The 23972-nt window shown below is 41.8% G+C and carries 24 protein-coding genes; 18 read left to right on the top strand and 6 right to left on the bottom strand.

Going from position 1 to position 23972, the window contains the following annotated elements; all coding sequences use genetic code 11:
• Position 1 precedes the first annotated feature (1 nt).
• The 8 genes from DFO72_RS04000 (at position 2) to DFO72_RS03960 (ending at position 6909) form a co-directional block, all read left to right on the top strand.
• Positions 2 to 589, top strand: a complete 588-nt coding sequence (locus tag DFO72_RS04000; RefSeq protein WP_113882589.1) for an RDD family protein — start codon at positions 2 to 4, stop codon at positions 587 to 589.
• An 83-nt stretch (positions 590 to 672) separates the two neighbouring features.
• Positions 673 to 1368: a DUF2953 domain-containing protein gene (locus tag DFO72_RS03995; RefSeq protein ID WP_113882590.1), complete on the top strand. Its 696-nt coding sequence runs from the start codon at positions 673 to 675 to the stop codon at positions 1366 to 1368.
• A gap of 17 nt (positions 1369 to 1385) precedes the next feature.
• Complete coding sequence (ytfJ, locus tag DFO72_RS03990) at positions 1386 to 1850, top strand: GerW family sporulation protein (RefSeq protein ID WP_113882591.1); 465 nt, start codon at positions 1386 to 1388, stop codon at positions 1848 to 1850.
• A 127-nt stretch (positions 1851 to 1977) separates the two neighbouring features.
• Positions 1978 to 2478, top strand: a complete 501-nt coding sequence (gene tpx, locus DFO72_RS03985; RefSeq protein ID WP_009333282.1) for a thiol peroxidase — start codon at positions 1978 to 1980, stop codon at positions 2476 to 2478.
• Positions 2479 to 2914: 436 nt separating this feature from the next.
• Positions 2915 to 3898 carry a class I SAM-dependent methyltransferase gene (locus tag DFO72_RS03975; RefSeq protein ID WP_113882593.1) on the top strand — a complete coding sequence of 328 codons (984 nt, stop codon included), beginning with the start codon at positions 2915 to 2917 and terminating at the stop codon, positions 3896 to 3898.
• Positions 3899 to 4189: 291 nt separating this feature from the next.
• The gene (locus DFO72_RS03970; RefSeq protein ID WP_113882594.1) at positions 4190 to 5377 is read left to right on the top strand and encodes an acetate kinase; all 1188 of its coding nucleotides are present in this window, start codon (positions 4190 to 4192) and stop codon (positions 5375 to 5377) included.
• A 138-nt stretch (positions 5378 to 5515) separates the two neighbouring features.
• Entirely contained in the window at positions 5516 to 6355 is an 840-nt protein-coding gene (locus tag DFO72_RS03965; protein ID WP_113882595.1) for an EcsC family protein, read from the top strand.
• Between the two features lie 41 nt (positions 6356 to 6396).
• A complete protein-coding gene (locus tag DFO72_RS03960; RefSeq protein WP_113882596.1) occupies positions 6397 to 6909 on the top strand; it encodes a MogA/MoaB family molybdenum cofactor biosynthesis protein in 513 nt (170 codons plus the stop codon).
• Between the two features lie 230 nt (positions 6910 to 7139).
• On the opposite strand, the gene DFO72_RS03955 is transcribed toward DFO72_RS03960, so the two are convergent.
• Positions 7140 to 7454, bottom strand: a complete 315-nt coding sequence (locus DFO72_RS03955) for a hypothetical protein (protein ID WP_113882597.1) — start codon at positions 7452 to 7454, stop codon at positions 7140 to 7142.
• A 240-nt stretch (positions 7455 to 7694) separates the two neighbouring features.
• On the opposite strand from DFO72_RS03955, the gene pbp4b reads away from it, so the two are divergent.
• The 3 genes from pbp4b to argH all read left to right on the top strand — a co-directional run bounded on the left by pbp4b (position 7695) and on the right by argH (position 11875).
• Complete coding sequence (gene pbp4b / locus DFO72_RS03950; protein ID WP_113882598.1) at positions 7695 to 9086, top strand: penicillin binding protein PBP4B; 1392 nt, start codon at positions 7695 to 7697, stop codon at positions 9084 to 9086.
• Between the two features lie 189 nt (positions 9087 to 9275).
• A complete protein-coding gene (locus DFO72_RS03945; RefSeq protein WP_113882599.1) occupies positions 9276 to 10484 on the top strand; it encodes an argininosuccinate synthase in 1209 nt (402 codons plus the stop codon).
• A complete protein-coding gene (argH, locus tag DFO72_RS03940) occupies positions 10481 to 11875 on the top strand; it encodes an argininosuccinate lyase (protein WP_113882600.1) in 1395 nt (464 codons plus the stop codon). The genes DFO72_RS03945 and argH overlap by 4 nt, the downstream gene beginning before the upstream one ends.
• Before the next feature lie 37 nt (positions 11876 to 11912).
• Here the strand turns inward: argH and DFO72_RS03935 are convergent, their stop codons facing one another.
• Positions 11913 to 12368 carry a universal stress protein gene (locus tag DFO72_RS03935; protein WP_113882601.1) on the bottom strand — a complete coding sequence of 152 codons (456 nt, stop codon included), beginning with the start codon at positions 12366 to 12368 and terminating at the stop codon, positions 11913 to 11915.
• A 109-nt stretch (positions 12369 to 12477) separates the two neighbouring features.
• Between DFO72_RS03935 and DFO72_RS29275 the strand changes: the two genes are divergently transcribed.
• Together DFO72_RS29275 and ald are read left to right on the top strand one after the other, a co-directional pair.
• Positions 12478 to 12645 (top strand): hypothetical protein, encoded by a 168-nt coding sequence (locus tag DFO72_RS29275; protein ID WP_166672414.1) that lies wholly within the window; start codon positions 12478 to 12480, stop codon positions 12643 to 12645.
• Positions 12646 to 12801: 156 nt separating this feature from the next.
• The gene (ald, locus tag DFO72_RS03930; RefSeq protein WP_113882602.1) at positions 12802 to 13923 is read left to right on the top strand and encodes an alanine dehydrogenase; all 1122 of its coding nucleotides are present in this window, start codon (positions 12802 to 12804) and stop codon (positions 13921 to 13923) included.
• A 127-nt stretch (positions 13924 to 14050) separates the two neighbouring features.
• Here the strand turns inward: ald and DFO72_RS03925 are convergent, their stop codons facing one another.
• Positions 14051 to 15148: a M24 family metallopeptidase gene (locus DFO72_RS03925; protein ID WP_113882603.1), complete on the bottom strand. Its 1098-nt coding sequence runs from the start codon at positions 15146 to 15148 to the stop codon at positions 14051 to 14053.
• A 163-nt stretch (positions 15149 to 15311) separates the two neighbouring features.
• Between DFO72_RS03925 and DFO72_RS03920 the strand changes: the two genes are divergently transcribed.
• The 3 genes from DFO72_RS03920 (at position 15312) to DFO72_RS03910 (ending at position 17808) form a co-directional block, all read left to right on the top strand.
• On the top strand, positions 15312 to 15992 hold the full coding sequence (locus DFO72_RS03920) for a metal-dependent hydrolase (protein ID WP_113882604.1): 681 nt from the start codon (positions 15312 to 15314) through the stop codon (positions 15990 to 15992).
• Between the two features lie 115 nt (positions 15993 to 16107).
• Positions 16108 to 16356, top strand: coding sequence for a hypothetical protein (locus DFO72_RS03915; RefSeq protein ID WP_113882853.1), 249 nt, complete (start codon positions 16108 to 16110; stop codon positions 16354 to 16356).
• Between the two features lie 132 nt (positions 16357 to 16488).
• Entirely contained in the window at positions 16489 to 17808 is a 1320-nt protein-coding gene (locus tag DFO72_RS03910) for a CBS domain-containing protein (RefSeq protein ID WP_113882605.1), read from the top strand.
• Between the two features lie 255 nt (positions 17809 to 18063).
• Here DFO72_RS03910 and DFO72_RS03905 read toward each other — a convergent pair whose 3' ends face one another.
• Positions 18064 to 18369, bottom strand: coding sequence for a YtpI family protein (locus tag DFO72_RS03905; RefSeq protein WP_113882606.1), 306 nt, complete (start codon positions 18367 to 18369; stop codon positions 18064 to 18066).
• A gap of 140 nt (positions 18370 to 18509) precedes the next feature.
• On the opposite strand from DFO72_RS03905, the gene DFO72_RS03900 reads away from it, so the two are divergent.
• Complete coding sequence (locus DFO72_RS03900) at positions 18510 to 19448, top strand: DHH family phosphoesterase (RefSeq protein WP_113882607.1); 939 nt, start codon at positions 18510 to 18512, stop codon at positions 19446 to 19448.
• Positions 19449 to 19475: 27 nt separating this feature from the next.
• On the opposite strand, the gene ytrI is transcribed toward DFO72_RS03900, so the two are convergent.
• A complete protein-coding gene (gene ytrI / locus DFO72_RS03895) occupies positions 19476 to 19976 on the bottom strand; it encodes a sporulation membrane protein YtrI (protein WP_113882608.1) in 501 nt (166 codons plus the stop codon).
• On the bottom strand, positions 19973 to 20368 hold the full coding sequence (locus tag DFO72_RS03890; protein ID WP_019383072.1) for a YtrH family sporulation protein: 396 nt from the start codon (positions 20366 to 20368) through the stop codon (positions 19973 to 19975). The genes ytrI and DFO72_RS03890 overlap by 4 nt, the downstream gene beginning before the upstream one ends.
• Positions 20369 to 20483: 115 nt before the next feature.
• Here DFO72_RS03890 and dnaE point away from each other — a divergent pair, with 115 nt between their 5' ends.
• Complete coding sequence (gene dnaE, locus DFO72_RS03885; protein ID WP_113882609.1) at positions 20484 to 23843, top strand: DNA polymerase III subunit alpha; 3360 nt, start codon at positions 20484 to 20486, stop codon at positions 23841 to 23843.
• Positions 23844 to 23972: the final 129 nt, after the last annotated feature.

Raw genomic sequence — 23972 nt, 5'->3', positions numbered from 1 at the left:
AATGACTTCAAATGAACAGAATGAAAGAGAGCTTGCCCGTCCTGTTTCATTACAGGGTGAAGGCAGGGATGAGCCAGCCCCTGATGAAGCAGATCCAGCTGTTAATGAAACGATCACACAAGCAGAAACCCTCCCCATTCAGAAAACTGAGAAACCATTCAGGTTTGCCGGGTTTTGGATGAGATTTTGGGCTTATCTTTTAGATTTAGTTGTGGTTGGCAGTGTTGACCGGATATTGATTAATCCAATTTTTAGAGCGCTTGATATTCCTCTGCATGAAAGCAATTTGTTTGCTCCAATTTCCATAGCTACTGCCATTACGTTTTATGCCTATTTTGTGCTGATGACAAAGTTTTTTGGCCAGACGCTCGGTAAAATGGTATTTGGTTTAAAGGTAGTAAATCTTAAAGGAAAGAAACTGACATGGAGCACAATTCTGTTCCGGGAATGGATCGGCCGTTTTATATCAGCGACCATTTTTGTCGGGTATGTGATTGTAGCATTCCTGCCGAAGAAACAGGGACTGCATGATCTTTTTGCAGATACCTCTGTAGTTCATGAAAGGCAAAATGAACAAGTCTATAACTGAGAAAAGGAAGCCTGTCACCGTTTGGTGGCAGGTTTATTTTTTTTCAGTTGGGCATAATACAATGCTGAAAGGGGATGAAAAAAGTGAAGTGGCTTCTGATTGCCGTAATTGTCCTCATACTTCTTTTAATTCTAATCATGGCAACAAAACTAAAGATATATATTCATTTTTATCATGGAAATGATAATGACCATTTAAAAATTCAATTCAAAGCCTGGTTCGGCCTGATCAGATACAAAATAGAAGTCCCTCTAATAAAAGTTGATGATAACTCGCCAACTATTGTTGTTAAGGATAAAACAGCGGCTGGACCACAGGATGATGCTCCTAAACAAGATACACAGCAATTCTCCGCGAGAGATCTTATTAATAGTTTGCATGATACGAAATCAATGATAAATCATATCGTGTCTCTTCACAAAATAATACGGAAATTTCTAAAGCGTGTGACCATCCGGAATCTTGAATGGCATACATTTGCTGGCCTTGGGGATGCAGCCCATACGGGGATGCTTACTGGAGCTCTCTGGGCGATAAAAGGGAGCATTCTTGGATTAATAAGTCATTATATGAAGCTGAAAACGCCTCCCAGTATCACTGTCACTCCCCATTTCCAATTTTCCGTCTCACAAACAGCCATTTCATGTATGATTCATTTTCGTGTCGGGCATGCTATGTTAGCAGGAATTAAACTGATCAAATATTGGAAAGGCGAACGGCCCGACTTCAGGACAAAGCCGCTTTCTGCCTTATCTGATGATGGTACTAAAACTGTATAAAAAAGGAGGAGCAATGAATGTCTGACCATCCTATTCAAGGTCTTATGACAACTGCCATGGAAAACCTGAAAGAGATGATTGATGTTAACACCATAATTGGGGATCCAGTAGAAACCCCTGATGGAAGTGTAATTTTAACCGTTTCAAAGGTCGGCTTTGGCTTTGCCGCAGGAGGAAGCGAGTTCATGCTTGATGGACAATCAGGCGAGGAAAAGGGCCACCCGTTTGGCGGCGGAAGCGGCGGCGGTGTCTCCATCACTCCAATCGCCTTTTTGATTGTCAATTCTCAAGGGGTGAAAATGGTTCATCTGGATGAAAGCACTCATTTATATGAGAAAATTCTTGATCTTGCTCCACAGGCCGTCGATAAAATTCAGCAAATGTTCAACAAGAAAGATGGAGGAAACGGCAATCAGCAAAGCCAGCCTCAGAATCAAAACAATGATGAGTACAGCGGCAAGAAACAAGACCTTGATATCTAAGAAAAGGAAGTTAACTTTCCCAGGGAGAGTTAACTTTTTTCTTGGAATACAGCCTTAATAATTGCAAAAAAGATTCTGAAAAGATATTATTTACACTGTACATAAGTGATTAAGGAGGACGATTTAAATGGCATCTATTACGTTCAAAGGAAATCCTGTAACATTGCTGGGCAATGAAGTAAAAGTTGGAGATAAAGCTCCTGAATTCAAGGTGCTGGCTAATGACCTTTCTGAAGTAACACTTGCTGATTCAAAAGGGCAGGTGCGTCTAATCAGCGTAGTTCCTTCTATTGACACGGGAGTTTGTGATGCGCAGACACGCCGTTTTAACGAAGAAGCTTCCAAGCTTGACAATGTTAAGATTCTTACGGTAAGCGTGGATCTTCCATTTGCTCAAAAACGCTGGTGTGCAGCAGCAGGCATTGAAAATGTTCAAACCGTTTCCGATCACCGTGACCTTTCTTTCGGAGAAGCTTATGGGGTTGCCATCCAGGAACTTCGCCTATTGGCTCGTGCTGTTTTTGTTGTCGATTCAAATGACACAGTTACATATGCGGAATATGTAAGTGAAGCAACAGATCATCCAAACTATGAAGCAGCCGTTGAAGCTGCTAAGCAAGCGAAATAATTATACGAATATTGAAAGCTCCGGATTTGTTCCGGAGCTTTATTTTTTATGCTGTTGGCTTCCTGATTGATTCAGATGTTATTCTAGCTGTTTTTCGTAAGAAATTAGCTGCAAACTAATTTTAACCAATTGATTGGAGCGGAGGGCACTTGATTCTCGAAAATGCTACCGCATTTTCTTCGTGCAGTGTAGTTCGAGGAAGCATATTCAATGTTCTCCGGGATGAGAGGGAGTTGAGAGACCCTGCATGGGAAGCCGAGGAGGCTCTCATTCCTCCCTGCGGAAAGCAAGTGCCCCGAGCTGAAATCAGCGGGCATCATTTATTAGATAAACAACATTCTATAGGATTTTTCACTTCTTCACTCTGCACCAAACTTGTGAATGAAACAAAAGCCATTTAAAATAGGAAAAAGAATAAGGACGGGAGGAATAAGCTGTGAAAATAACTCCGGTTGAGGATTTATTTACGATTTTAAATGAAACGGCTACAATTATGCAGGAAGAACTGCATTCTACATACCTGGAAGCTCTTGCTGAAACAGGAGAGAATTTATTCCATGAAAGCATTCTTCAAGATGAGCTTAGCGAATTAACAGTTAAAAGGCTTAGGAAGAGTTATGAATCCATTAACTTAAGCAGCTGCACAAAAGAAGAGATTAGAAAATCCTTTCAGCTTGCCATATTAAAAGGCATGAAAGAAAACGTCCAGCCAAATCATCAAATGACTCCTGATGCAGTAGGCATGCTAATGGGGTATCTGGTCGAAAAATTCATTCAGGAAAAAAGTTTTCGCCTGCTGGATCCTGCAGTAGGAACAGGAAATTTATTGACAACCGTTATGAATCACCAAAAGGATAAAACCGTTGAGGCAACTGGGATTGAGATTGACGATTTATTAATTAAGCTTGCTTATATAAATGCCAATTTACAGGAACATCCCATTCAATTTTTTAACCAGGATAGCCTTGAGCCCCTGTTTATAGAAGCTGCTGATGCTGTAGTGAGTGATCTGCCTATTGGCTATTATCCGAATGATGTCCGTTCAGCTGAGTATAAGTTAAAAGCAGATGAGGGAAATTCCTATTCCCATCACTTATTTATTGAGCAGAGCATGAATCATGTCAAATCTGGAGGATATTTATTTTTTATCATTCCAAATGGGCTGTTTGAAAGTGAACAGGCACCAAAGCTGCATGAATTCATTAAGGAAAATGCCTATATTCAAGGTTTGGTCCAGCTTCCGCTTACCATGTTCAAAAATGAAAAAGCGGCCAAAAGCATATTTATCCTTCAGAAAAAAGGGGATGGAGTCACTCCGCCTAAGCAGGCTCTGCTGGTCAACTTGCCCAGCTTATCCAAAACAGCAGAAGCTGAAAAAATTCTCAAGAAAATTGATGTCTGGTTTAAAGAAAGCAAATAAGGATAAACGAAAAGAAGCCGAGCATTTTGCCGGCTTCTTTTTTAAATGTATTAATATAGGGAAGTATCAGAAAATATTTAATTTATCATGTAAACGATACCATTGCAAGGTGCTTCTTGAAATGTATTGCTTACAGTGTTTAAATGGAAAATTGAGAGATATTAATTGTGGACGATGCACAAAATAAAGTTGTATTACTTCTAGTGTCGTATCACACATTGTTATATAAAAGTATGGGTTTGGAGAGACAATGAAGTCCCTTTGAACATCTTCTAAAGGAGCGGTAGCTTTATGGCAAAAATCATAGCAATCAATGCCGGCAGTTCTTCGTTAAAATTTCAATTATTTGACATGCCGAGTGAAGAAGTTATTACGAAAGGATTAATCGAGCGTATTGGGCTGGATAACGCAGTCTTCAATATTTCTGTAAATGGCGAAAAAATCAAGGAAGTAACTGATATTCCTGATCATGCAGTTGCGGTTAAAATCCTGCTTGATAAATTAACAAATCTTGGGATTATTAAATCTCTTGATGAAATTGAAGGCATTGGCCATCGTGTTGTACACGGCGGTGAGGCATTTAACGATTCTGTAGTCATTACGGAAGAAGTGCTTTCGAAAATAGATGAACTTTCTGAACTTGCACCTCTTCACAACCCGGCAAATATTACGGGAATTAAAGCATTCCAGCAGGTTCTTCCAAATGTGCCTGCAGTGGCCGTATTTGATACAGCATTTCATCAGACAATGCCTGAAAGCTCATTCCTATATAGCTTGCCATATGAGTATTATGAGAAATATGGCATTCGAAAGTATGGATTCCATGGCACTTCACATAAATATGTATCAGAGCGTGCTGCAGAAATGCTTGGCCGTCCGCTTGAACAGCTTCGCCTCATTTCCTGCCATTTAGGAAATGGAGCGAGTATTACTGCAATTGAAGGCGGAAAGTCAATCGATACTTCAATGGGATTCACTCCGTTAGCGGGTGTTACAATGGGTACGCGTTCAGGTAACATTGACCCTGCACTTATTCCATTCATTATGGAAAAGACGGGGAAGAATGCAGATGAAGTTCTTGACGTTCTTAATAAAAAGAGCGGTATGCTGGGTGTTTCCGGTTTCTCTAGTGATCTTCGCGATATTGAAGTTCAAGCTGTTGAAGGAAATGAAAGAGCAGAATTGGCTCTTGAAGTATTCGCAAACAGAATCCATAAATATATCGGATCCTATGCATCCCGAATGTATGGCGTAGATGCGATCATCTTCACAGCCGGAATCGGTGAAAATAGTGATGTCATCCGTGATCGTGTTCTGCAGGGGCTGGAATTCATGGGCGTATACTGGGATCCTGCATTAAATAAAGTACGCGGTGAAGAAGCGTTCATTAACTACCCTCATTCACCAGTTAAAGTCATGATTATCCCAACAAATGAAGAAGTCATGATTGCACGTGATGTATTAAGATTGTCTAAATAACAATCATAACAAAGCAAGGGCTTAACGCTCTTGCTTTTTTGTTTTATTGAGATTAAGTGCCCGCCAGGCGGAAGGAGAATTCATCATCTGACTTATGCTATACTGAGTCCAAGAAAAAATGTTTTGGGAGGTATTGCGATGCCATTGAACGAACGGGAAGAAAGTGTTTTGACCGGTATTCAGGAATGGGAGAACAATCTGTTGAATTATGAGCCCAATGATTTGGAAATGGTTTATGATAAATCATTGGAAAGGTCTTTCTCACTATTGCCTGAAGAAGTTCAGCAGCAGTTTTTTTCAGCAATGGATAGCTGGCTGTTTCATCTTCATGCGCTTATTCAAGGCTCACAGCTTCAAATGGATGCGAAAGAACGCATTTTGACGGCAGGCCGTGTTTTTCATTCTGATATTGAGACGATTGAAGACCTTAAGCAATTGACTATCGACCAGCTTCAATACATAGCTCAACAGCAGATTGCCCGGCATCGTCTTTATTCTTTTGCGCAAGGCGGCATTGCAGGTTCAGGCAGCTCACTCATGCTGGGTACAGATATTCCTGCTATGGCGGTTATTAATCTTCGTGCGGTCCAGCTGATTGCGATGACCTATGGTTTTGAAGTCAATACACCATTCGAAATGATGAGCTCTCTTAAGGTTTTTCACGCTGCAACACTGCCGCCGCGCATGCAGGGCAGCGCTTGGGAAGAATTAATGAACGAGCTGAAGAATCAGGAAGAATTCTATTTTTATGAAGGAAAAGAAGAATTGACTGATATAACCTGGATTGAGCAGCCAATGAAGCAGCTTTTTAAAGCGATGGCTATTTACTTTTTTCGGAGAAAATCCGTTCAAGGAATTCCTTTCATCAGCATGGCCATTGGAGCCGGAACTAATTATCAGCTGACAAGAAAGGTAACAGATTTCGCTCATAAGTATTATCAAATGAGATATTTGCATAGAAAAAACAATCAGCGGTAAACTCCCGGATAACTATGATTTTTAAGTAAAGGTGATGCCAAATGAGTACATTCGAGCATAAAAAAGAAGCGCCAAAAGAAATTAGGTGCAAAGTGGTCACCGTGAGTGATACGAGAGATAAGGAAACGGATAAAAGCGGAAAGCTGATGATCCGCCTGCTGGAAGAGGCAGGACATGTCATAGCTGACTATGAAATCGTCAAGGATGAAGGAAGTCTCATTCGCAAGGCCGTATTAAAAGGGTGTGGAAACCCCGGCATTGATGCTGTGCTTACAAATGGAGGCACTGGAATTGCGTTAAGAGACGTCACTATTGAGACAGTAAGAGAATTATTTGATAAAGAAATTGACGGATTCGGCGAATTGTTCAGGATGCTAAGCTATACGGAAGATATCGGGTCTGCGGCCATTCTTTCACGAGCTGCTGCAGGCACAGTGCAAAATAAAGCCGTTTTCTCAACACCAGGATCATCCGGGGCAGTTCGCCTTGCGATGAATAAGCTGATTTTGCCTGAACTCGGGCATATTGTCAGGGAACTAAGAAAAGATTTATAAAGGGCAAAAAACCTTTCCGATGCGGAAAGGTTTTTTTTAAGAAGATAGGGAATTATAATTTTTGAACTTTGAGAACTGTCTAGCGCATGCAGCCTCCCCCTCAAGTTGAGGCCCACAGGACAAAGAAGGCCTCGGCAGCATTAAACATTACACGACTGAAAGCGGCAGCTTCTTGGAGGACGAGGGGTTCTTAGTCTGCATTCCTTCTTGGGCAAGGCGCTTCCGCTTTTTTATGAATGCATTTTCCCTGTAATATCCTGATTCGTTCGATACCATAGCCACAGATCATTTATGACTGATGCCAGTTCTGAAATTTCACTGTTAAGTCTGCATGATCTTTCGAAATTACCCTCATCTGATAGCTCAGCCTGTTTCCTGTTGATACCCGCTTCAAGCTCAGCAATACGATCTGGAATCCTGCCTCTTATTTTTTCCCAATGAAACAGGATCAACTGCTGTGTTTTTGGTGAATATTCATCCCAATCCCGGTCAAAGGCGGGTATAGGAATGCCAAGACGGTGATTATGTGAAAAATGCTCCTCCATTATGAATCCCCCAAACGATAATCTTGTCTTTATTTTACTATAAAGGTGTTTATGGTGCATGGATGTTTTAGTATTGAATCTTTTTTTGCAGACACTACTATGGAACTAATGGAAATACGTGAACTTGGTTCACAAGTACTGATTTGACGGAAAAGCTATGGGCTTGGTTTACAGATTTAATAGAAATCGGCTAACATATTAATTATTAAGAATATTTAAATAATTTAAAAGGGGGAGAATATGAAAAGGTTTATAACACGCTTAACAGTTTTTGGCCTGGTGTTGAGTTTGCTTTTGCCTTATCCCATTGCAGCCTTAGGAGAAGAATTGGGCATAACAGATAGCAGCAGCTCAGAAGAACATGTCTTTAAACATAAAAAACCATTAGAATATCCAACTTTGTCAAAAGCAAAGCGCCCCGAGGATGCAGGCTTTTCTTCCAAAAAGCTCAGCGAGGTTGATAAGCTGATCGAGGGAGAAATAGAAAATGGTTTTCCAGGAGCAGCTTTGGTCGTAATTAAAGATGGAAAGATAGTTAAAAACTCCGCATATGGTTCAGCCAAAACCTTTGATGAATCAGATCCATTAAATCATCCGCTGAAAATGAAGACAAAAACCATGTTTGATTTAGCATCAAACACGAAAATGTATGCCGTTAACTTTTCACTGCAGCATCTTGTCAGTGAAGGAAAGATCAATCTTGAAGAAAAAATTCAGCATTATTTTCCTGCATTTAAAGATTCAGCGGACGATGAAATAAAAGGGAAAGGTGAACTCCGGATAATCGACTTGCTTCATCATACTGCCGGGTTTCCTTCAAGCATCCATTATCATAATCCTGAAAGGGCGGGAGAATTGTATTCCCAGGAACGCAGTAAAACGCTTTCCATGATTTTAAAAACTCCCCTTCAGTATGAACCTGGCACCAGACAGGTTTACAGTGACATTGACTATATGCTGCTGGGATTTATTATTGAAAATATAACGGGAATGCAGCTTGACGATTATACTGAGAATCAAATCTATAAGCCTTTAGGGTTAAAGCAAACATTATTTAATCCGCTCCGCAAGGGATTCAAAGAAAAGGATTTCGCTGCAACTGAATTACACGGCAACACCAGGGATGGGGTCATTTCCTTCCCTAATATCCGGACCTATACTCTCCAGGGAGAGGTCCATGATGAGAAGTCTTTTTATTCAATGGATGGAATATCCGGGCATGCTGGCCTCTTTTCCACAACTTCAGATCTTGCTGTACTGATGCAGGTGATGCTTAATGATGGGGGCTATGGAAATGTAAAGATATTTGATAAACGAACAATTGATAAGTTTGTAGAACCATATGATATGAATCCTACATATGGGTTAGGCTGGCGTCTGAACGGAGATTCAAGTATGGAGTGGATGTTCAGCCAGTATGCCGGGAAAAAGGTATTTGGGCATACTGGCTGGACAGGAACGGTAACGGTGATAGACAGGGAAAATAATTTAGCTATCGCACTCCTGACAAATAAAAAACATTCTCCAGTCATCGATCCATTAAAAGATCCGCATAAGTTTCAAGGTGACATCTACAGCATCAGTCAGTATGGAAGTGTAATTTCAGCGGTTTATGATGCATTAAATGACTAAACTATTACAGGCAAAAGCCAAAATGGGCCTTTTGCCTTTTTTTATTGGGGAAATTATATTTATTTTTATACATTTTTTAGAATAAGTATTGATTTTTAAAGAAAAGGTTGTTAAAGTAAGAGAATAATAAATGAATAAAAACATAATTTATCTGTATATTTATACGTATAATCTAAGGAGGAAATATAAATGTCACAAAATAAAGTTGTTCTTGCATACTCGGGCGGTTTGGATACATCAGTTGCGGTTAAATGGCTGCAGGATCAAGGTTATGCTGTTGTTGCCTGCTGCCTTGACGTTGGTGAAGGAAAAGATCTGAACTTTATCCAGAAAAAAGCTTTAACTGTTGGAGCTGTCCAATCATATGTGATTGATGCAAAAGAGGAATTTGCTAATGAATATGCATTAATAGCGCTGCAGGCACATGCCTTATATGAAAATAAGTATCCATTAGTCTCTGCACTTTCACGCCCGCTGATTGCCAAAAAGCTTGTTGAAGTAGCAGAAAAAGAAGGTGCAGTAGCAGTCGCGCATGGATGTACCGGCAAAGGAAATGACCAGGTTCGTTTTGAAGTGGCAATACAGGCCCTAAACCCTGATCTTCAGGTGTTAGCTCCGGTTCGTGAGTGGAGCTGGTCACGTGAGGAAGAAATTGAATATGCAAAACAAAACAATATCCCCATCCCAATTAATCTGGATTCTCCATACAGCATTGATCAAAACCTATGGGGCAGAAGCAATGAGTGCGGAGTCCTGGAAGATCCATGGGCAGCTCCTCCGGAAGATGCATACGATCTTACTGTTTCTCTTGAAAAAGCACCTGATACACCTGATACGGTTGAAATCGGCTTTGAAAAGGGTGTACCAGTCAGCTTGAATGGCAAAAGTATGAAGCTTTCCGAGCTTATTGCCGAACTGAATGAGGTTGCAGGCAAGCATGGAGTTGGGCGTATCGATCATGTGGAAAATCGGCTTGTCGGAATCAAGTCCCGTGAAGTTTACGAGTGTCCGGGAGCAATGACACTTCTTAAAGCACATAAAGAGCTTGAGGATTTAACGATGGTAAAAGAAATGGCCCACTTTAAACCGGTTATTGAGAAAAAAGTGGCTGAGCTTATATACGAGGGATTGTGGTTCTCTCAGCTTAACAATGCTTTAACAGCTTTCCTGAAAGAGACACAAACCTTTGTTACAGGAACAGTAAGAGTGAAGCTGTTTAAAGGCCATGCGATTGTTGAAGGAAGAAAATCGCCTTATTCCCTGTACGATGAAAAGTTAGCAACTTATACTTCTGATGATGAATTTGACCATAATGCGGCAGTGGGCTTTATTAAGCTTTGGGGATTGCCTACAAAGGTACAGAGCATTGTTCAAAACAGCAAGAAGGTGACAGTGTGAAAAAATTATGGGGAGGCAGATTCACAAAATCTGCTGAAGAATGGGTAGATGAGTTCGGAGCGTCGATTTCATTTGACCAGGAATTGGTTATGGAAGATATCGAAGGAAGCATGGCCCATGTTGCCATGCTTTCTAAAACAGGAATCATCACAGAAGACGAAGCTCAAAAAATCAAAACAGGCCTTCAGCAGCTTAAAGAGAAAGCAGTTAAGGATGAACTGGCTTACTCAGTAAAGCTTGAAGATATCCATTTAAATCTTGAGAGTCATTTGACCGAACTGTCTGGGCCTGTCGGCGGTAAACTTCATACCGCAAGGAGCCGAAATGACCAGGTGGCAACAGATATGCATTTATACTTGCGCAAGCAGGTGGAGCAGATTGTTGAATTGATCCAGGAAATGCAGGAAGAGTTAATCATCCAGGCTGAAAATAATGTGGAAACCATCATGCCCGGCTATACTCATCTGCAGCGGGCCCAGCCGATCTCTTTCGGCCACCATTTAATGGCCTATTTCTGGATGCTTGAGAGGGACAAAGAGCGTTTTTCTGAAAGCTTAAAGAGAATAAACTTATCTCCTCTTGGAGCAGGGGCTCTGGCTGGCACCACTTTCCCAATTGACCGTGAGTATACGGCTGAACTTCTGGGATTTGAAGGGATCTATGAGAACAGCCTGGATGCGGTCAGCGACAGAGACTTTATTCTTGAGTTTTTATCCTCAAGCTCAATCCTGATGATGCATCTGTCCCGTTTAAGTGAAGAATTCATCCTTTGGTCAAGCCAGGAGTTTCAATTCATTGAACTGGATGACAGCTTTGCAACCGGCAGCAGCATTATGCCGCAGAAGAAGAATCCGGATATGGCGGAACTCATCCGCGGTAAAACGGGGCGTGTATACGGTAACCTCATGGGGCTGCTGACAGTACTGAAGGGTCTGCCGCTAGCATATAATAAAGATATGCAGGAAGATAAGGAAGGGATGTTTGACACTGTAAAGACAGTCACAGGTTCGCTGAAAATCTTTGCAGGGATGATCCGCACCATGAAGATTAAAAAAGAGCAAATGGAAAAAGCAACTAAAAATGATTTTTCCAACGCTACTGAATTGGCGGATTATCTATCTGATAAAGGCATTCCATTCAGAGAAGCGCATGAGATTGTCGGGAAACTGGTTCTTGTCTGTGTACAAAAGGGATGCTTCCTTGGAGATTTGCCGCTTGATGATTTCAAGAACGCCCATTCATTGTTCGAAGAAGATATTTATGAAGTACTGAATCCTTATACAGCTGTCAAAAGAAGAAATAGTGCAGGCGGGACAGGATTCAAACAAGTAAGCATCGCGATTGATAAAGCGAAGGAATCTCTCGGCATTAAAGAGATTGCCAATAAATAATGAAAAAATGGCGCTGCAAAAGGCAGCGCCATTTTTTCTATTTTTCATCTTCCTTATCCGTTCTGACAACGAGGACATCACAGCGGGCATAGCGGGTAATATGTTCAGATACACTGCCGATGATGAAACGTTCAACTGCGTTCATGCCTGTTGCACCGCAAATGATCAGGTCGACGTTGTGCTTTCTTGCAATATCTTTTGGGATTTTCACTTTTGGGGAACCATAATCGACTTCATATGTTACATTCTCGATGCCTGCATCCATTGCCGTTCTTTTGTATTTTTCCATTAATTCAGTAGCGAAACGGTCAGCCCTTTCAGCTATTGTACGGTCATAGGCTTCAACAGTAGCAAAGGTGCGGGTATCAATGATATGTGCCAATACAAGAGAAGCGTTATTGCGCTTCGCAATTTCAATCGCTTTTTTAAAAGCCCATTCTGCTTCCGTTGAACCATCTACAGCGACTAATATGTTTTTATACTTCATGCCCATTTGTATCTCCTCCTTTACCTATATTATACAGCTGTTAAATCTGAATATCTGTAACAAAAAATCGAACAATAGTAAGGCTGATAAAAATATATTAAAGGAGCAGATGAGGATGGAAAAGCGAGAACCACAAGCAGGATCCGCATATTTTTTTGATGAGCAGGGTACAAATGAAGTTAGCGCACAAATCATGAATGCCTATAACAGCGGTGTTATTGATCAGCCGAATGCCGAGTTTGACATGGAAGCTCACGAACGGAATGAAGGGTATCTACAATAAGTAAAAGAAGCAAAGCTCTCATAAATCATGAGAGCTTTTTAGCTGAGGATTAAGAATGCGGAAAAAGAAAAAATGGGCAAAGCAATTGTATACTTTTCCATCAAATTGCCATATAAAGTTAATAGGTACATCACTTACAATACGGAGGTATGCAGCATGCGTATCGGAGTTCCAAAGGAAGTAAAAAACAATGAAAACAGGGTTGCTATGACCCCTGCTGGGGTTATGAATCTCATTCAATTTGGACATGAAGTCTACATCGAAGCAGATGCCGGGACAGGTTCCGGTTTTTCGGATAACGACTATATAAGTGCTGGTGCACATATTGTTCAAACTCCAGAAGAGGCATGGTCAATGGATATGGTCATGAAGGTAAAAGAGCCGATACCAGGCGAATATGTATATTTTCGGGAAGGGTTAATTCTCTTTACATATCTGCATTTGGCTGCTGAACCTGATTTGACAAGTGCTTTAATTGATAAGAAAGTAGCTGGCATCGCTTATGAAACAGTCCAGCTTCCCAACCGGAGTTTGCCTCTATTGACTCCAATGAGTGAAGTAGCCGGGAGAATGGCAGCTCAGGTAGGAGCCCAATTTTTAGAAAAAATACATGGAGGGAAAGGAATCCTGCTATCGGGGGTACCAGGTGTACAGCGTGGAAATGTTACCATTATCGGCGGCGGGGTTGCTGGAACCAATGCTGCAAAAATGGCAATAGGCCTTGGGGCAAAGGTCACAATGATTGACTTGAATCCCGACCGCCTTCGGCAGCTGGATGATATCTTCGGAATAGATGTAACAACTCTGATCTCTAACCCTTACAATATCGCTGAAGCTGTTAAGGATTCAGATCTCGTGATTGGAGCCGTACTTATTCCGGGAGCAAAAGCACCAAAGCTTGTCACAGAGGATATGATTAAATCGATGAACCCGGGCTCTGTAATCGTGGACATTGCGATCGATCAGGGTGGAATATTCGAAACAACTGATCGAATTACAACACATGATAATCCCACATATGAAAAGCATGGCGTAGTTCATTATGCAGTGGCTAATATGCCTGGAGCAGTTCCCAGAACATCCACTCTTGCACTGACCAACGTGACAGTGCCATATGCAGTACAAATTGCGAATAAAGGCTACAAGCAGGCATGTCTGGATAATGAGGCTTTATTAAAGGGAGTTAATACATTAAATGGTTATGTGACATACAAAGCGGTAGCTGAAGCCCATAGCCTTGACTATTCAGATACGATTACGCAATTGGAACAGCAATAGAAAAAGCTTCAGGTGCCCGCTTATCGGCTCGAGATAGACACTTATCTGAATGCTGATTTTATACACTTATTTCATAAAAAATCCGGGGCTGAATAGCTCCGGATTTTCTGTGGGATTTTATAAATTTCTATTTAATAACCTGAAGCTCTTTCGGGAACTTGGTTAAAATTTCAACTCCGTCTGCTGTTACAGCAAGGTCATCTTCAATCCGCACTCCGGCAACGCCTGGGACATAGATTCCTGGCTCAATGGTGAATACCATACCTTCTTCAAGCAAAAGTGAGTTTGTTTCTGTTAATGAAGGATATTCATGAACGCTCACACCTAGTCCATGGCCCAATCGATGCGGGAAATATTCGCCGTAGCCGGCTTCTGCTATCAGGTTTCTAGCTGTCAGGTCAATATCTGCGCAAGTGACTCCCGGCTTGCTCGCTTCAACAGCTGCAAGCTGAGCTTTTAAGACGGTATCATAAATTTCTTTTTGTTTATCATTGATATCACCATAAGCTACAGTTCTAGTAATATCTGAGCAGTAGCCATTCCAGACAACTCCGAGGTCAAACAGGACTAAATCCCCTTTTTGAATCTTCGTCATTCCTGGTGTGCCATGAGGAGAAGCTCCGTTAGCCCCCGTCAGGACCATGGTAGAGAAAGACATTTCATTAACGCCTTTTTTCTTTAACGCATATTCTACTGCAGCCAGAACATCCAGTTCCGTTTTTCCTTCCTGGATCTCGGCACAGCCTGTTTCAATCGCAAAATCAGCCAGTTCACATGCTTCGCGAATGATTTCCAATTCTTTTTCATCTTTAACCATACGAAGCTGACGAAGCTTTTCTTCTGCCGAAGCGAATGAAGCGCCGCTGAACAGAGCAGAAATGGCTTCATACCGCTCTACATTCATATGCTCTTTTTCGATTGCTGCTTTATTTACCTTACCAACTCTTTTTTGTATGGATGTCTGGATAAATTCCCAAGGGTTCTGAATATCGCTGTAGCCAATAATTTCATGGCTCCATCCTGCTTTTTTGGCATCTTCTTTTTCCATGGCCGGACATACGAGGAAAGGCTCTTCTTCCTGGAAAACAGCCAGCCCAAGCAAGCGTTCATGTGGATCGCTTAAAAAGCCGCTTAAATAAAAAACATTATCCGGTGATGTTACAAAGGTGACCTGGATATCATTTTCCCTCATCCACTGTGACAATTTCTGCAATCTGTTATTCATAGTGAACCTCCTTATGTACTGATACTTTGAGAGTAGCAACTAAATAAGAAAATGTAAACTTTTTAAAGATTGCCAATTCGGGTATATATTATAAAGAAAGCAGGAATAACTTGTTTTTCGTTGAAGTAACTTACATAACTTAAAATTAGAGAGGAGCATAAAATTGAAAGTATCATTTCATGGCCATGCCATAGTGAAAATCGAATCACAGGGAAAAACCATCTTAATAGATCCTTTTATTACCGGGAATGACTTGACAGACTTAAAAGCTGAGGATCAAAAGCCAGATGTCATCATTGTCACCCATGGACATGGTGACCATCTTGGGGACACGATTGAACTGGCAAAGCGGAATGATTGTCTTGTCATTGCCAACTTTGAGCTTGCCACCTATCTGGGCTGGCAGGGGGTTAACGCGCATGGAATGTCGATCGGCGGCGGATATGATTTTGACTTCGGAAGAGTAAAGCTGACACCAGCATTTCATGGAACAGGCCTCGAGACAGAGAATCAGGAAATCATTTATTTGGGAATGCCGGCTGGTGTTCTCATCACTTTAGAAGGAAAAACGATTTATCATGCAGGGGATACAGGGTTATTCTCTGACATGAAGTTAATTGGCGATCGGCATCCGATAGATTTGGCATTTCTGCCGATCGGAGACAATTTTACTATGGGTCCGGATGATGCAGCATACGCAGCAGAACTCCTTGGCGCCAAAAAGGTGGTTCCGATTCACTTCAACACGTTCCCGCCAATAAGGCAGGATCCGCATAAATTCATCAGCATGCTGGAAACAGGAGTCGGGCAGGTGCTGGAAGCAGGAGATTCAATCGAATTATAATATGAAAACGCAGCTTCTGAAGGAGGCTGCGTTTGTCTTTATGACTAAAAATCAATCATTTTCCCAGCCTGTCCGCATACATTTTAGGGAGGATAGGATAAAGGAGGAAGCTAGATTGAATAAAAATCGATATTTGCTATGTTTGCTGCTGTGCGGATTGATGCTTTATTATGCCGCTCCTAGAATGGGTGTGTTTAATGGAGGGACTGAAGGGGTCTTTGCCATCAGCTGGCTGGCCCTTGCCCTTTTTGTCATTGCCGGAAACCTGACTGCATTGCTGTTTGCCCCGAAAAAAGCGGCTGCTTCGGGAAAACAGGCGGGCAAAATGGCAGACAGGAAGCGGGTGCGTTCCTTCGGCAGATAAAGTGAAACTTCAATCAGTGGGGTTTTACTGCCCGTTAGACTGAGATAATTTAAGATTGGCGAAGTCAATTGTATCAAGGCCTCTTTACCCTTATAATGAAAAATAAGGAATAATTTGTAGAGGGTGAAAGTCTTGGCTACTAAGCATGAGCAAATATTACATTACATTGATGAACTGCCAATTGGAGAAAAGATATCGGTCAGACAGATCGCCAAGGCGCTCGCAGTGAGTGAAGGGACTGCATACAGAGCAATTAAGGATGCTGAAAATAAGGGATATGTCAGTACAATAGAACGTGTTGGGACAATAAGAATTGAGCGGAAAAAGAAAGAAAATATTGAGAAGCTTACTTTTGCCGAAGTTGTTAATATCGTTGACGGCCAGGTGCTCGGAGGAAGAGCCGGTCTCCATAAAACACTGAACAAGTTTGTTATTGGAGCGATGAAGCTTGAAGCGATGATGAGGTACACGGATGCCGGAAACCTGCTGATTGTCGGAAACCGGACCCAGGCACACGAATTAGCTTTGAAGGCTGGGGCTGCTGTGTTAATTACTGGGGGCTTTGATACAGAAGACCATGTCAAAAAGCTTGCTGACGACCTGCAGCTTCCTGTGATCTCAAGCAGCTATGACACCTTCACAGTGGCAACTATGATCAATCGGGCTATCTATGACCAGCTGATCAAAAAGGAGATTGTACTTGTTGAAGATATCCTGACTCCTCTGGAAGAAGCGATTTTCCTGAAAACAACCGATACAATTGCAGATTGGCTAACGTACAATCGTGAAACCGGCCATAGCCGATTCCCGGTTGTCGACAGTAATCTAAGAGTGCAGGGAGTTGTCACTTCAAAGGATATTATGGGACATGATAAAGAAACGCTTATTGAAAAAATTATGACCAAAAACCCTATGACGGTTGGCGGAAAAACGAGCGTTGCGTCTTCCTCGCATATGATGGTATGGGAAGGGATTGAATTGCTTCCTGTGATAGATGAAGCCAATAAACTCGAAGGGATTGTTAGCCGTCAGGACGTGCTGAAGGCGCTGCAGATGATCCAAAGGCAGCCGCAGGTGGGTGAAACAATTGACGACATAGTCACCAACCAGCTGGTTATGACTCGGGGAAAAACAAAAGGGGATGACGTTTATCGCTGTGAGGTTACTCCCCAGATGACCAACCACCTTGGAACCATATCCTATGGAGTCTTTACAACCATTGTTTCGGAAGCTGCAAACAGAGTGTTAAGAAGCTATAAAAAAGGTGATCTCGTAGTTGAAAATATGACGGTCTACTTTATTAAGCCTGTTCAAATCGACAGTATGCTTGAAATCTATCCAAAAGTATTGGAAGTAGGACGGAAGTTCGGAAAAGTGGATGTGGAAGTTTTTAACGAAGGTGTCCTTGTAGGCAAGGCGATGATGATGTGCCAGCTTATTGACAGACATTAAAATAAGAAAAGCGGAAGCCCCTTGCCGACAAAGGCGCAGACTAAGAACCACATCCTCCCAAAAGCTCCGCTTTCGGTCGTGCGATGTTTATGCTGACGAAGACTTCCTTGTCCTGGGGCCTCACCCCAAGGGGGCAGGCTGCTTGCGCTAGAAAGTAATCACGTTCAAGGATATCCTTTCTTACTAATGAAGAAAAAGCCGCTCACATTTTGAACGGCTTTTTTTGCAGAGCTCTTTCGGAAGTACGGTTTAAATTTAACTTTTCCTTGCTTGCTCAACTTCTTTTGCAGCATGAGGCATGTAAAACTTATATGCTTTTATGCCGCCCCATATGCTTAATACTCCAACAAGGATAAACACAATTCCCACAATGAGAGCTGTTGTTGTATTGTATAAAAACAGCTGATTAACGCCAAATATGGCGACGAATGTTCCAAGCGCAATCCTGGACTTGGCTGATATCCATTGTCTTTCAGCCGGCTGTCTGCTTCTGAAGAATTTCACTTTGTAGAAAATATAGAAAGAAAAAGAGAGAATAATCAGGATAACAAAGATAGGCATTTCATAACCTCCAAGTTTCGACAATCTCTTATTATTTTACCTTCATTATTAAAAAATTGCCATAAGCGTGCTGTGTTTTCTTTTTCTTTTCACGATGATGTGGTAAAAATAAAGTAGTATTCAGAAAAAAGGAGCGCGCCATGAAACAAAAGATACTTGATGAAATTAAAAAATATGAAACAATCATTATTCATAGGCATGTCCGTCCTGATCCGGATGCATATGGTTCACAGGGAGGTCTTGCTGAAATTCTGAAGGCTTCATTCCCTGAAAAGTCAATCTTCACTGTGGGGAAGGAAGAAGAAACACTTCATTATATGAGAAGGCTGGATGAGATATCTGATGATACATATAATGGGGCGCTGGTCATTGTCTGTGATACAGCAAATGCGGAACGGATATGTGATGATAGATATGGAACGGGTAATAAACTGATCAAAATTGATCATCACCCGAATATGGATCCGTATGGAGATATGATGTGGGTTGATACGGATGCAAGCTCGACCAGTGAAATGATTTATGAGTTTTATCTTTTCGGCAAAGATCAGGGTCTGAAAATGTCTGATGAAGCTGCTAGAGTGTTATTTGCCGGAATAGTAGGGGACACTGGCCGTTTCCTCTATCCAAGCACGACAGAAAAGACGTTTTCATATGCAGGTGAACTGATTCACTATAATTTTTCGCGGCCGGAACTGTTTGATAAGATGTACGAGCTGGACGCAAATATTGTTAAATTGAAGGGCTATGTGCTGCAGAACTTTGAAATGAGAGACAGCGGGGCAGCTGTCATGATCCTGAAAAAAGAGCTGCTCGAAGAATTTCAGGCAGTACCTTCTAAAGCTTCCCTGCTTGTAAGTATTCTTGGCGATGTGAAGGGAATAAAAGCTTGGGTTTTCTTTATTGAGGAGAGCGATCAAATCCGTGTGCGGTTCCGTTCGAAGGGTCCAATTATTAATGAAGTTGCAAGAAAGTATAATGGCGGAGGACATCCTCTTGCTGCCGGAGCTTCCATTTATTCATGGAAAGAGATGGAATCGGTTGTAAGAGATTTGGAGGATGTCTGCAAAGCTAACTAACATCTAATGCCCGGCAAAAGCCGGGCATTAATCCAGCATAATATTTAATTCAATTGAGACGGTTGTATAGATGACCAGTTCTTTAACTTCCACCCGGTATCTCTTTTCATTTACCCGATGTGTTTTATTTTCTATTATTTTCTTGATCAGTTCGCTGCTTTTGTAAACAGTATCGATGTCTTTGGCAACCATCATGCTAATATCCTCTTTTATTTCATCTTCCAGCTGAAAAACACTGAAGGAATCCAATTTATATTTTTCGCTGTTGACAATTTTAATGGATATATCCTGGACAGTCAGTTTTTTCTGGTTTTCTTTATTTAGTTTTTTGAATTCCTCTTGCCAGATTTCCTTATCTTTTTCCAATTCAAAAATAGCATCCTTTTGAAGCTTGATTTCTTTGCTGTATCTCTCCTGCCACTGTCCAAAAACAAATAAAAAAATAAACCAGCTGATGATGCCTCCTATGGCCATTCCTGCTAAAAAGCGCTGCCAGGATGGCAATCGGTAGTAAGGCGGTATCCTCATGCTGAAATGTTCTCCTGAGTAAGCCAGTTAATAAGCATGGCGCCTGTCTGGGCCCCTCCGAGAGCAGAAAGGATCAGCATGAATTGTTTAAATATATCCTTTGTCTGTCCGTCCATGACACCTCTTTCAAAGCTGTAAACTGTATCAAAGGTTCCTCCGATTGCTGCAATGATAGCCCAGATGCGTATCATATTAGAAATCTGGAAGATTTGATTTAAAGGAGGCTTTCCTGTCAGAAAAGCAGCCATACCTCCAATGATTGAACCTCCTATCAAAACACCGAAAGCAATAAAATAACTATCAATTAAAGTGGAAAAAAAGGGCTGGGTATTCATATCATCCATCCTCGCTGCAGGAATGGCCCTGCCAGAATTATCTTGATACTTCATCATATGGACAAACTTAGGAAAATATGTTTTTTAGCTGCCGTTAGAAAGAGAACATATTTTCTTTTTGGAAACGGGCGTTCTATAATGAAAATACAGAGTAAGTAAGGGTGTGAGAAACGTGTCATTTATTCACCTTCATGTATATAGCGCTTATAGCCTGCTATCGAGCACGGCAAGAGTAGAACAGCTTGTGTCAGGCGCCAGGGAAAACAGGTTTCCTGCCCTGGCTTTAACGGACCGGAATGTCATGTACGGAGCTGTTGCCTTTTATAAAGAATGTCTTAAGCAATCCATAAAGCCAATCCTGGGCCTCTCTGTGGATGTATTAAGCGAGGTATCCGAAGGGGAAGCTTATCCGATGGTTCTTTTGGCTAAAGACAGACAGGGTTTTCAGAATCTATTAAAAATCACAAGCACAGTCCAGACAAAATCGCCTGAAGGCATCCCTGTTAAATGGCTTAAGCACTATGCAGGAGGATTGTTTGCTTTAACTCCCGGCCTTGATGGGGAGATAGAACACTATCTTGAGGCAGGTGAATACGGCCAGGCAAAAAGAACAGCTGAACTTTTCAGCAGTCTTTTCGATCCGCATTCCTTCTTTTTAGCTATACAGGATCATGGACTGCGTGAAGAGAAAAAAAACCATGAACTTCTGGTTCAGCTTTCCGGGGAAACCGGGATTGGCCTGGCGGCTTCAAATGGTGTCTGTTACATAAAGAAAGAAGATGCTTTTGCCCATGAGTGCCTGCTGGCCATTAAAAATGGAGAAAAGCTTCAGGATGAAGCGAGAGAGCGGCTGAAGAGTGATGAGTATTATTTAAAGTCATCCGGGGAAATGGCAGAATTGTTATCGGGTTATCCGGATGCTTTGGAAAATACGATTAAGATAGCAGAGCAATGCAATGTAATGCTTGAGCTGGATAAACAGAACCTCCCTAAATACCCTGCTGTAAAAGGGATGAGTGCCGATGAGCTATTGGCAGAAGTTTGCTGGAAGGGTTTTGCTGACAGATATCCGGATGCAGATGGTGAGCATAGGGAGCGTTTGCAGTATGAGCTGAATATAATTAATAACATGAAGTTCAGCGATTATTTTCTAATCGTTTGGGATTTTATGAAGTTTTCGAGAGAAAATGGGATTTTAACCGGTCCGGGGCGGGGATCTGCTGCCGGTTCGATGGTTGCTTATGTCTTATATATTACAGATGTGGATCCAATTGAGCATCAGTTATTATTTGAGCGGTTCCTTAATCCAGAAAGAATTTCCATGCCTGATATTGATATCGATTTCCCGGATCACAGAAGGGATGAGGTGATTCGGTATGTGTCCAGGAAATATGGAGAGCTCCATGTTGCTCAAATTCTTACGTTTGGAACATTAGCAGCTAAGGCGGCACTACGGGATGTCGGCAGGGCATTTGGGCTTAATCCGAAAGAGCTGGACATGCTTTCAAGAAAAGTACCTTCCAAATTGGGCATCAGTCTCAAAGAGGCTTACAAAGAATCAGAGCCTTTAAGAAGATTCATCGAGGAATCCGATTTAAATCGCAGACTTTTTGAAACGGCTATCAAACTGGAAGGTCTCCCAAGGCACACATCCACTCATGCTGCCGGTATTGTAATCAGCGAGCACCCGCTGGTTGAGGCCATTCCCATTCAAAAGGGACATGAGAATGTTTATTTGACCCAATACTCGATGGAACATCTTGAGGATGTCGGCCTATTAAAAATGGATTTTCTCGGTCTTAGGAACCTGACACTAATCGAGAATATCTTAAGCTCTATTCAGAGAAAGACAGGCACACAGATTGATATAAAAAACATTCCCATGGATGATGAGGCAGTATACAGTCTTTTGGGAAGAGGAGATACTACAGGCATTTTCCAGCTTGAGTCTGAGGGGATGCGAAGTGTTCTGACAAGGCTTCAGCCAACACGCTTTGAAGATATTGTGGCTGTCAATGCCCTTTACCGCCCCGGCCCAATGGAAAATATCCCGCTGTTTATTGATAGAAAGCAAGGGAGGAAGCCGATTATATATCCGCATCCTGATTTGAAGCCTATTCTTGAAAATACGTATGGTGTCATCGTGTATCAGGAACAAATTATGCAAATCGCTGCAAAAATGGCAGGATTTTCACTGGGTGAAGCCGATTTGCTTCGGAGAGCAGTCAGCAAGAAGCAAAAAGAAGTGCTTGACCGTGAGCGTGTCCATTTTGTAGGGGGAGCGGTGAAGAAAGGCTATAATGAACAAGCTGCTCATGATATATATGATCTGATTGTCCGGTTTGCAAACTATGGATTTAACCGGAGCCATGCGGTTGCATACAGTTTCATAGCTTATCAGCTGGCATATTTAAAAACTCATTATCCGCTTTACTTTATGGCTTCACTGCTGACTTCAGCAGTAGGCAATGAAGGCAGGATTGCCCAGTATATCGGAGAACTGAAACAGATGGGTTTGGCGCTCAGCCCGCCATCCATAAATAAAAGCGGCTATTCATTTCTGGTAGAGAAAGATTCAATCAGGTATAGTCTTGCAGCCATAAAAGGCGTAGGTGCTGCAGCTTTAAGGGATATTTTTCAGGCTAGGAAAAATAAGCGCTTTGAAGATCTGTTTGATTTTTGCATAAGGGTTTCAACAAAAGCTGTTAATCGCAAGGTCCTCGAATCCCTGGTTCATTCAGGCAGCTTTGATGAATTTGGGGAAGATAGAGCTGTTCTGCTTGCAAGTCTGGATGTGGCTGCGGAACATGCCCAGCTTGTTATGCCGGAAGACGATCAAGCTGATTTTTTTGAGGATGATGAATTTTTTCCTAAGCCTAAATATACCGAAGTAGATCCGATCCGTTCCGAGGACAAGCTGAAATTTGAAAAAGATGTGCTGGGCCTGTATTTATCAGATCATCCGGTTTCAATTTACGAATCATCTTTTCATCTGCTGGATGCCAGTCCGCTGCTTGAACTCGAAAGAAATGCAAATAAGGCAAAAACAGTTGCATATTTATCCGAGGTGAAAAAGATCCGTACGAAAAAAGGAGAGCCAATGGCATTTCTATCCTTGAGCGACCAGACGGGGGATATGGAGGCAGTTGTTTTTCCAAAGGTGTTTAACCGATTTTCAATGCTATGCTCCCAGGGAAGCATCGTCTTTACGGAAGGAAGGATAGAGGAACGGGACGGAAAGAAGCAGCTGATTGTCCAGCATCTTGATGATGTGAAGGAAGCAATTGAAAAAATGCAAAACAAGGATCCGGTTTTATATTTAAGGATTACCGAGGATCGGGAAACATCTGAAAATCTTCGTTCGCTTAAAGAGTTATTTAAGAAAAATGAAGGCCGGGTTCAGGTGGTTTTATATTATGAAAGCTCCCGAAAAACCATCCGCCTGGGTGAAGAGGACCTGATCTCGCCATCAGAAGATTTCCTTCATTTGCTTATGAAAGTGCTTGGGCAGAATAACGTCATTTTAAAGTAATTAGCCTTTACAACAATAACAATTATGGTATATTTGTAAGAAGAAAAATAAACTGGTCTGACCACTGAAGCGAAAGATAAGCCCTGCGCCATCTGATAATCTGGCAGAGCGGCAGCAGATATTTGTCCG

It is taken from the genome of Cytobacillus oceanisediminis (assembly GCF_004366035.1).
GTDB classification, from domain to species: domain Bacteria; phylum Bacillota; class Bacilli; order Bacillales; family Cytobacillaceae; genus Cytobacillus; species Cytobacillus oceanisediminis_C.
Note: the sequence above shows the minus strand (reverse complement) of the source record. Positions and strands in the feature narration are given on the sequence as shown.

Coding starts and splice junctions, on each gene's coding strand:
- DFO72_RS04000 (WP_113882589.1), top strand. CDS start 2: ATGACTTCAAATGAACAGAATGAAAGAGAGCTTGCCCGTCCTGTTTCA.
- ytfJ (WP_113882591.1), top strand. CDS start 1,386: ATGTCTGACCATCCTATTCAAGGTCTTATGACAACTGCCATGGAAAAC.
- tpx (WP_009333282.1), top strand. CDS start 1,978: ATGGCATCTATTACGTTCAAAGGAAATCCTGTAACATTGCTGGGCAAT.
- DFO72_RS03970 (WP_113882594.1), top strand. CDS start 4,190: ATGGCAAAAATCATAGCAATCAATGCCGGCAGTTCTTCGTTAAAATTT.
- DFO72_RS03965 (WP_113882595.1), top strand. CDS start 5,516: ATGCCATTGAACGAACGGGAAGAAAGTGTTTTGACCGGTATTCAGGAA.
- DFO72_RS03960 (WP_113882596.1), top strand. CDS start 6,397: ATGAGTACATTCGAGCATAAAAAAGAAGCGCCAAAAGAAATTAGGTGC.
- DFO72_RS03955 (WP_113882597.1), bottom strand. CDS start 7,454: ATGGAGGAGCATTTTTCACATAATCACCGTCTTGGCATTCCTATACCC.
- pbp4b (WP_113882598.1), top strand. CDS start 7,695: ATGAAAAGGTTTATAACACGCTTAACAGTTTTTGGCCTGGTGTTGAGT.
- DFO72_RS03945 (WP_113882599.1), top strand. CDS start 9,276: ATGTCACAAAATAAAGTTGTTCTTGCATACTCGGGCGGTTTGGATACA.
- DFO72_RS03935 (WP_113882601.1), bottom strand. CDS start 12,368: ATGGGCATGAAGTATAAAAACATATTAGTCGCTGTAGATGGTTCAACG.
- DFO72_RS29275 (WP_166672414.1), top strand. CDS start 12,478: ATGGAAAAGCGAGAACCACAAGCAGGATCCGCATATTTTTTTGATGAG.
- ald (WP_113882602.1), top strand. CDS start 12,802: ATGCGTATCGGAGTTCCAAAGGAAGTAAAAAACAATGAAAACAGGGTT.
- DFO72_RS03925 (WP_113882603.1), bottom strand. CDS start 15,148: ATGAATAACAGATTGCAGAAATTGTCACAGTGGATGAGGGAAAATGAT.
- DFO72_RS03905 (WP_113882606.1), bottom strand. CDS start 18,369: ATGCCTATCTTTGTTATCCTGATTATTCTCTCTTTTTCTTTCTATATT.
- DFO72_RS03900 (WP_113882607.1), top strand. CDS start 18,510: ATGAAACAAAAGATACTTGATGAAATTAAAAAATATGAAACAATCATT.
- ytrI (WP_113882608.1), bottom strand. CDS start 19,976: ATGAGGATACCGCCTTACTACCGATTGCCATCCTGGCAGCGCTTTTTA.
- DFO72_RS03890 (WP_019383072.1), bottom strand. CDS start 20,368: ATGATGAAGTATCAAGATAATTCTGGCAGGGCCATTCCTGCAGCGAGG.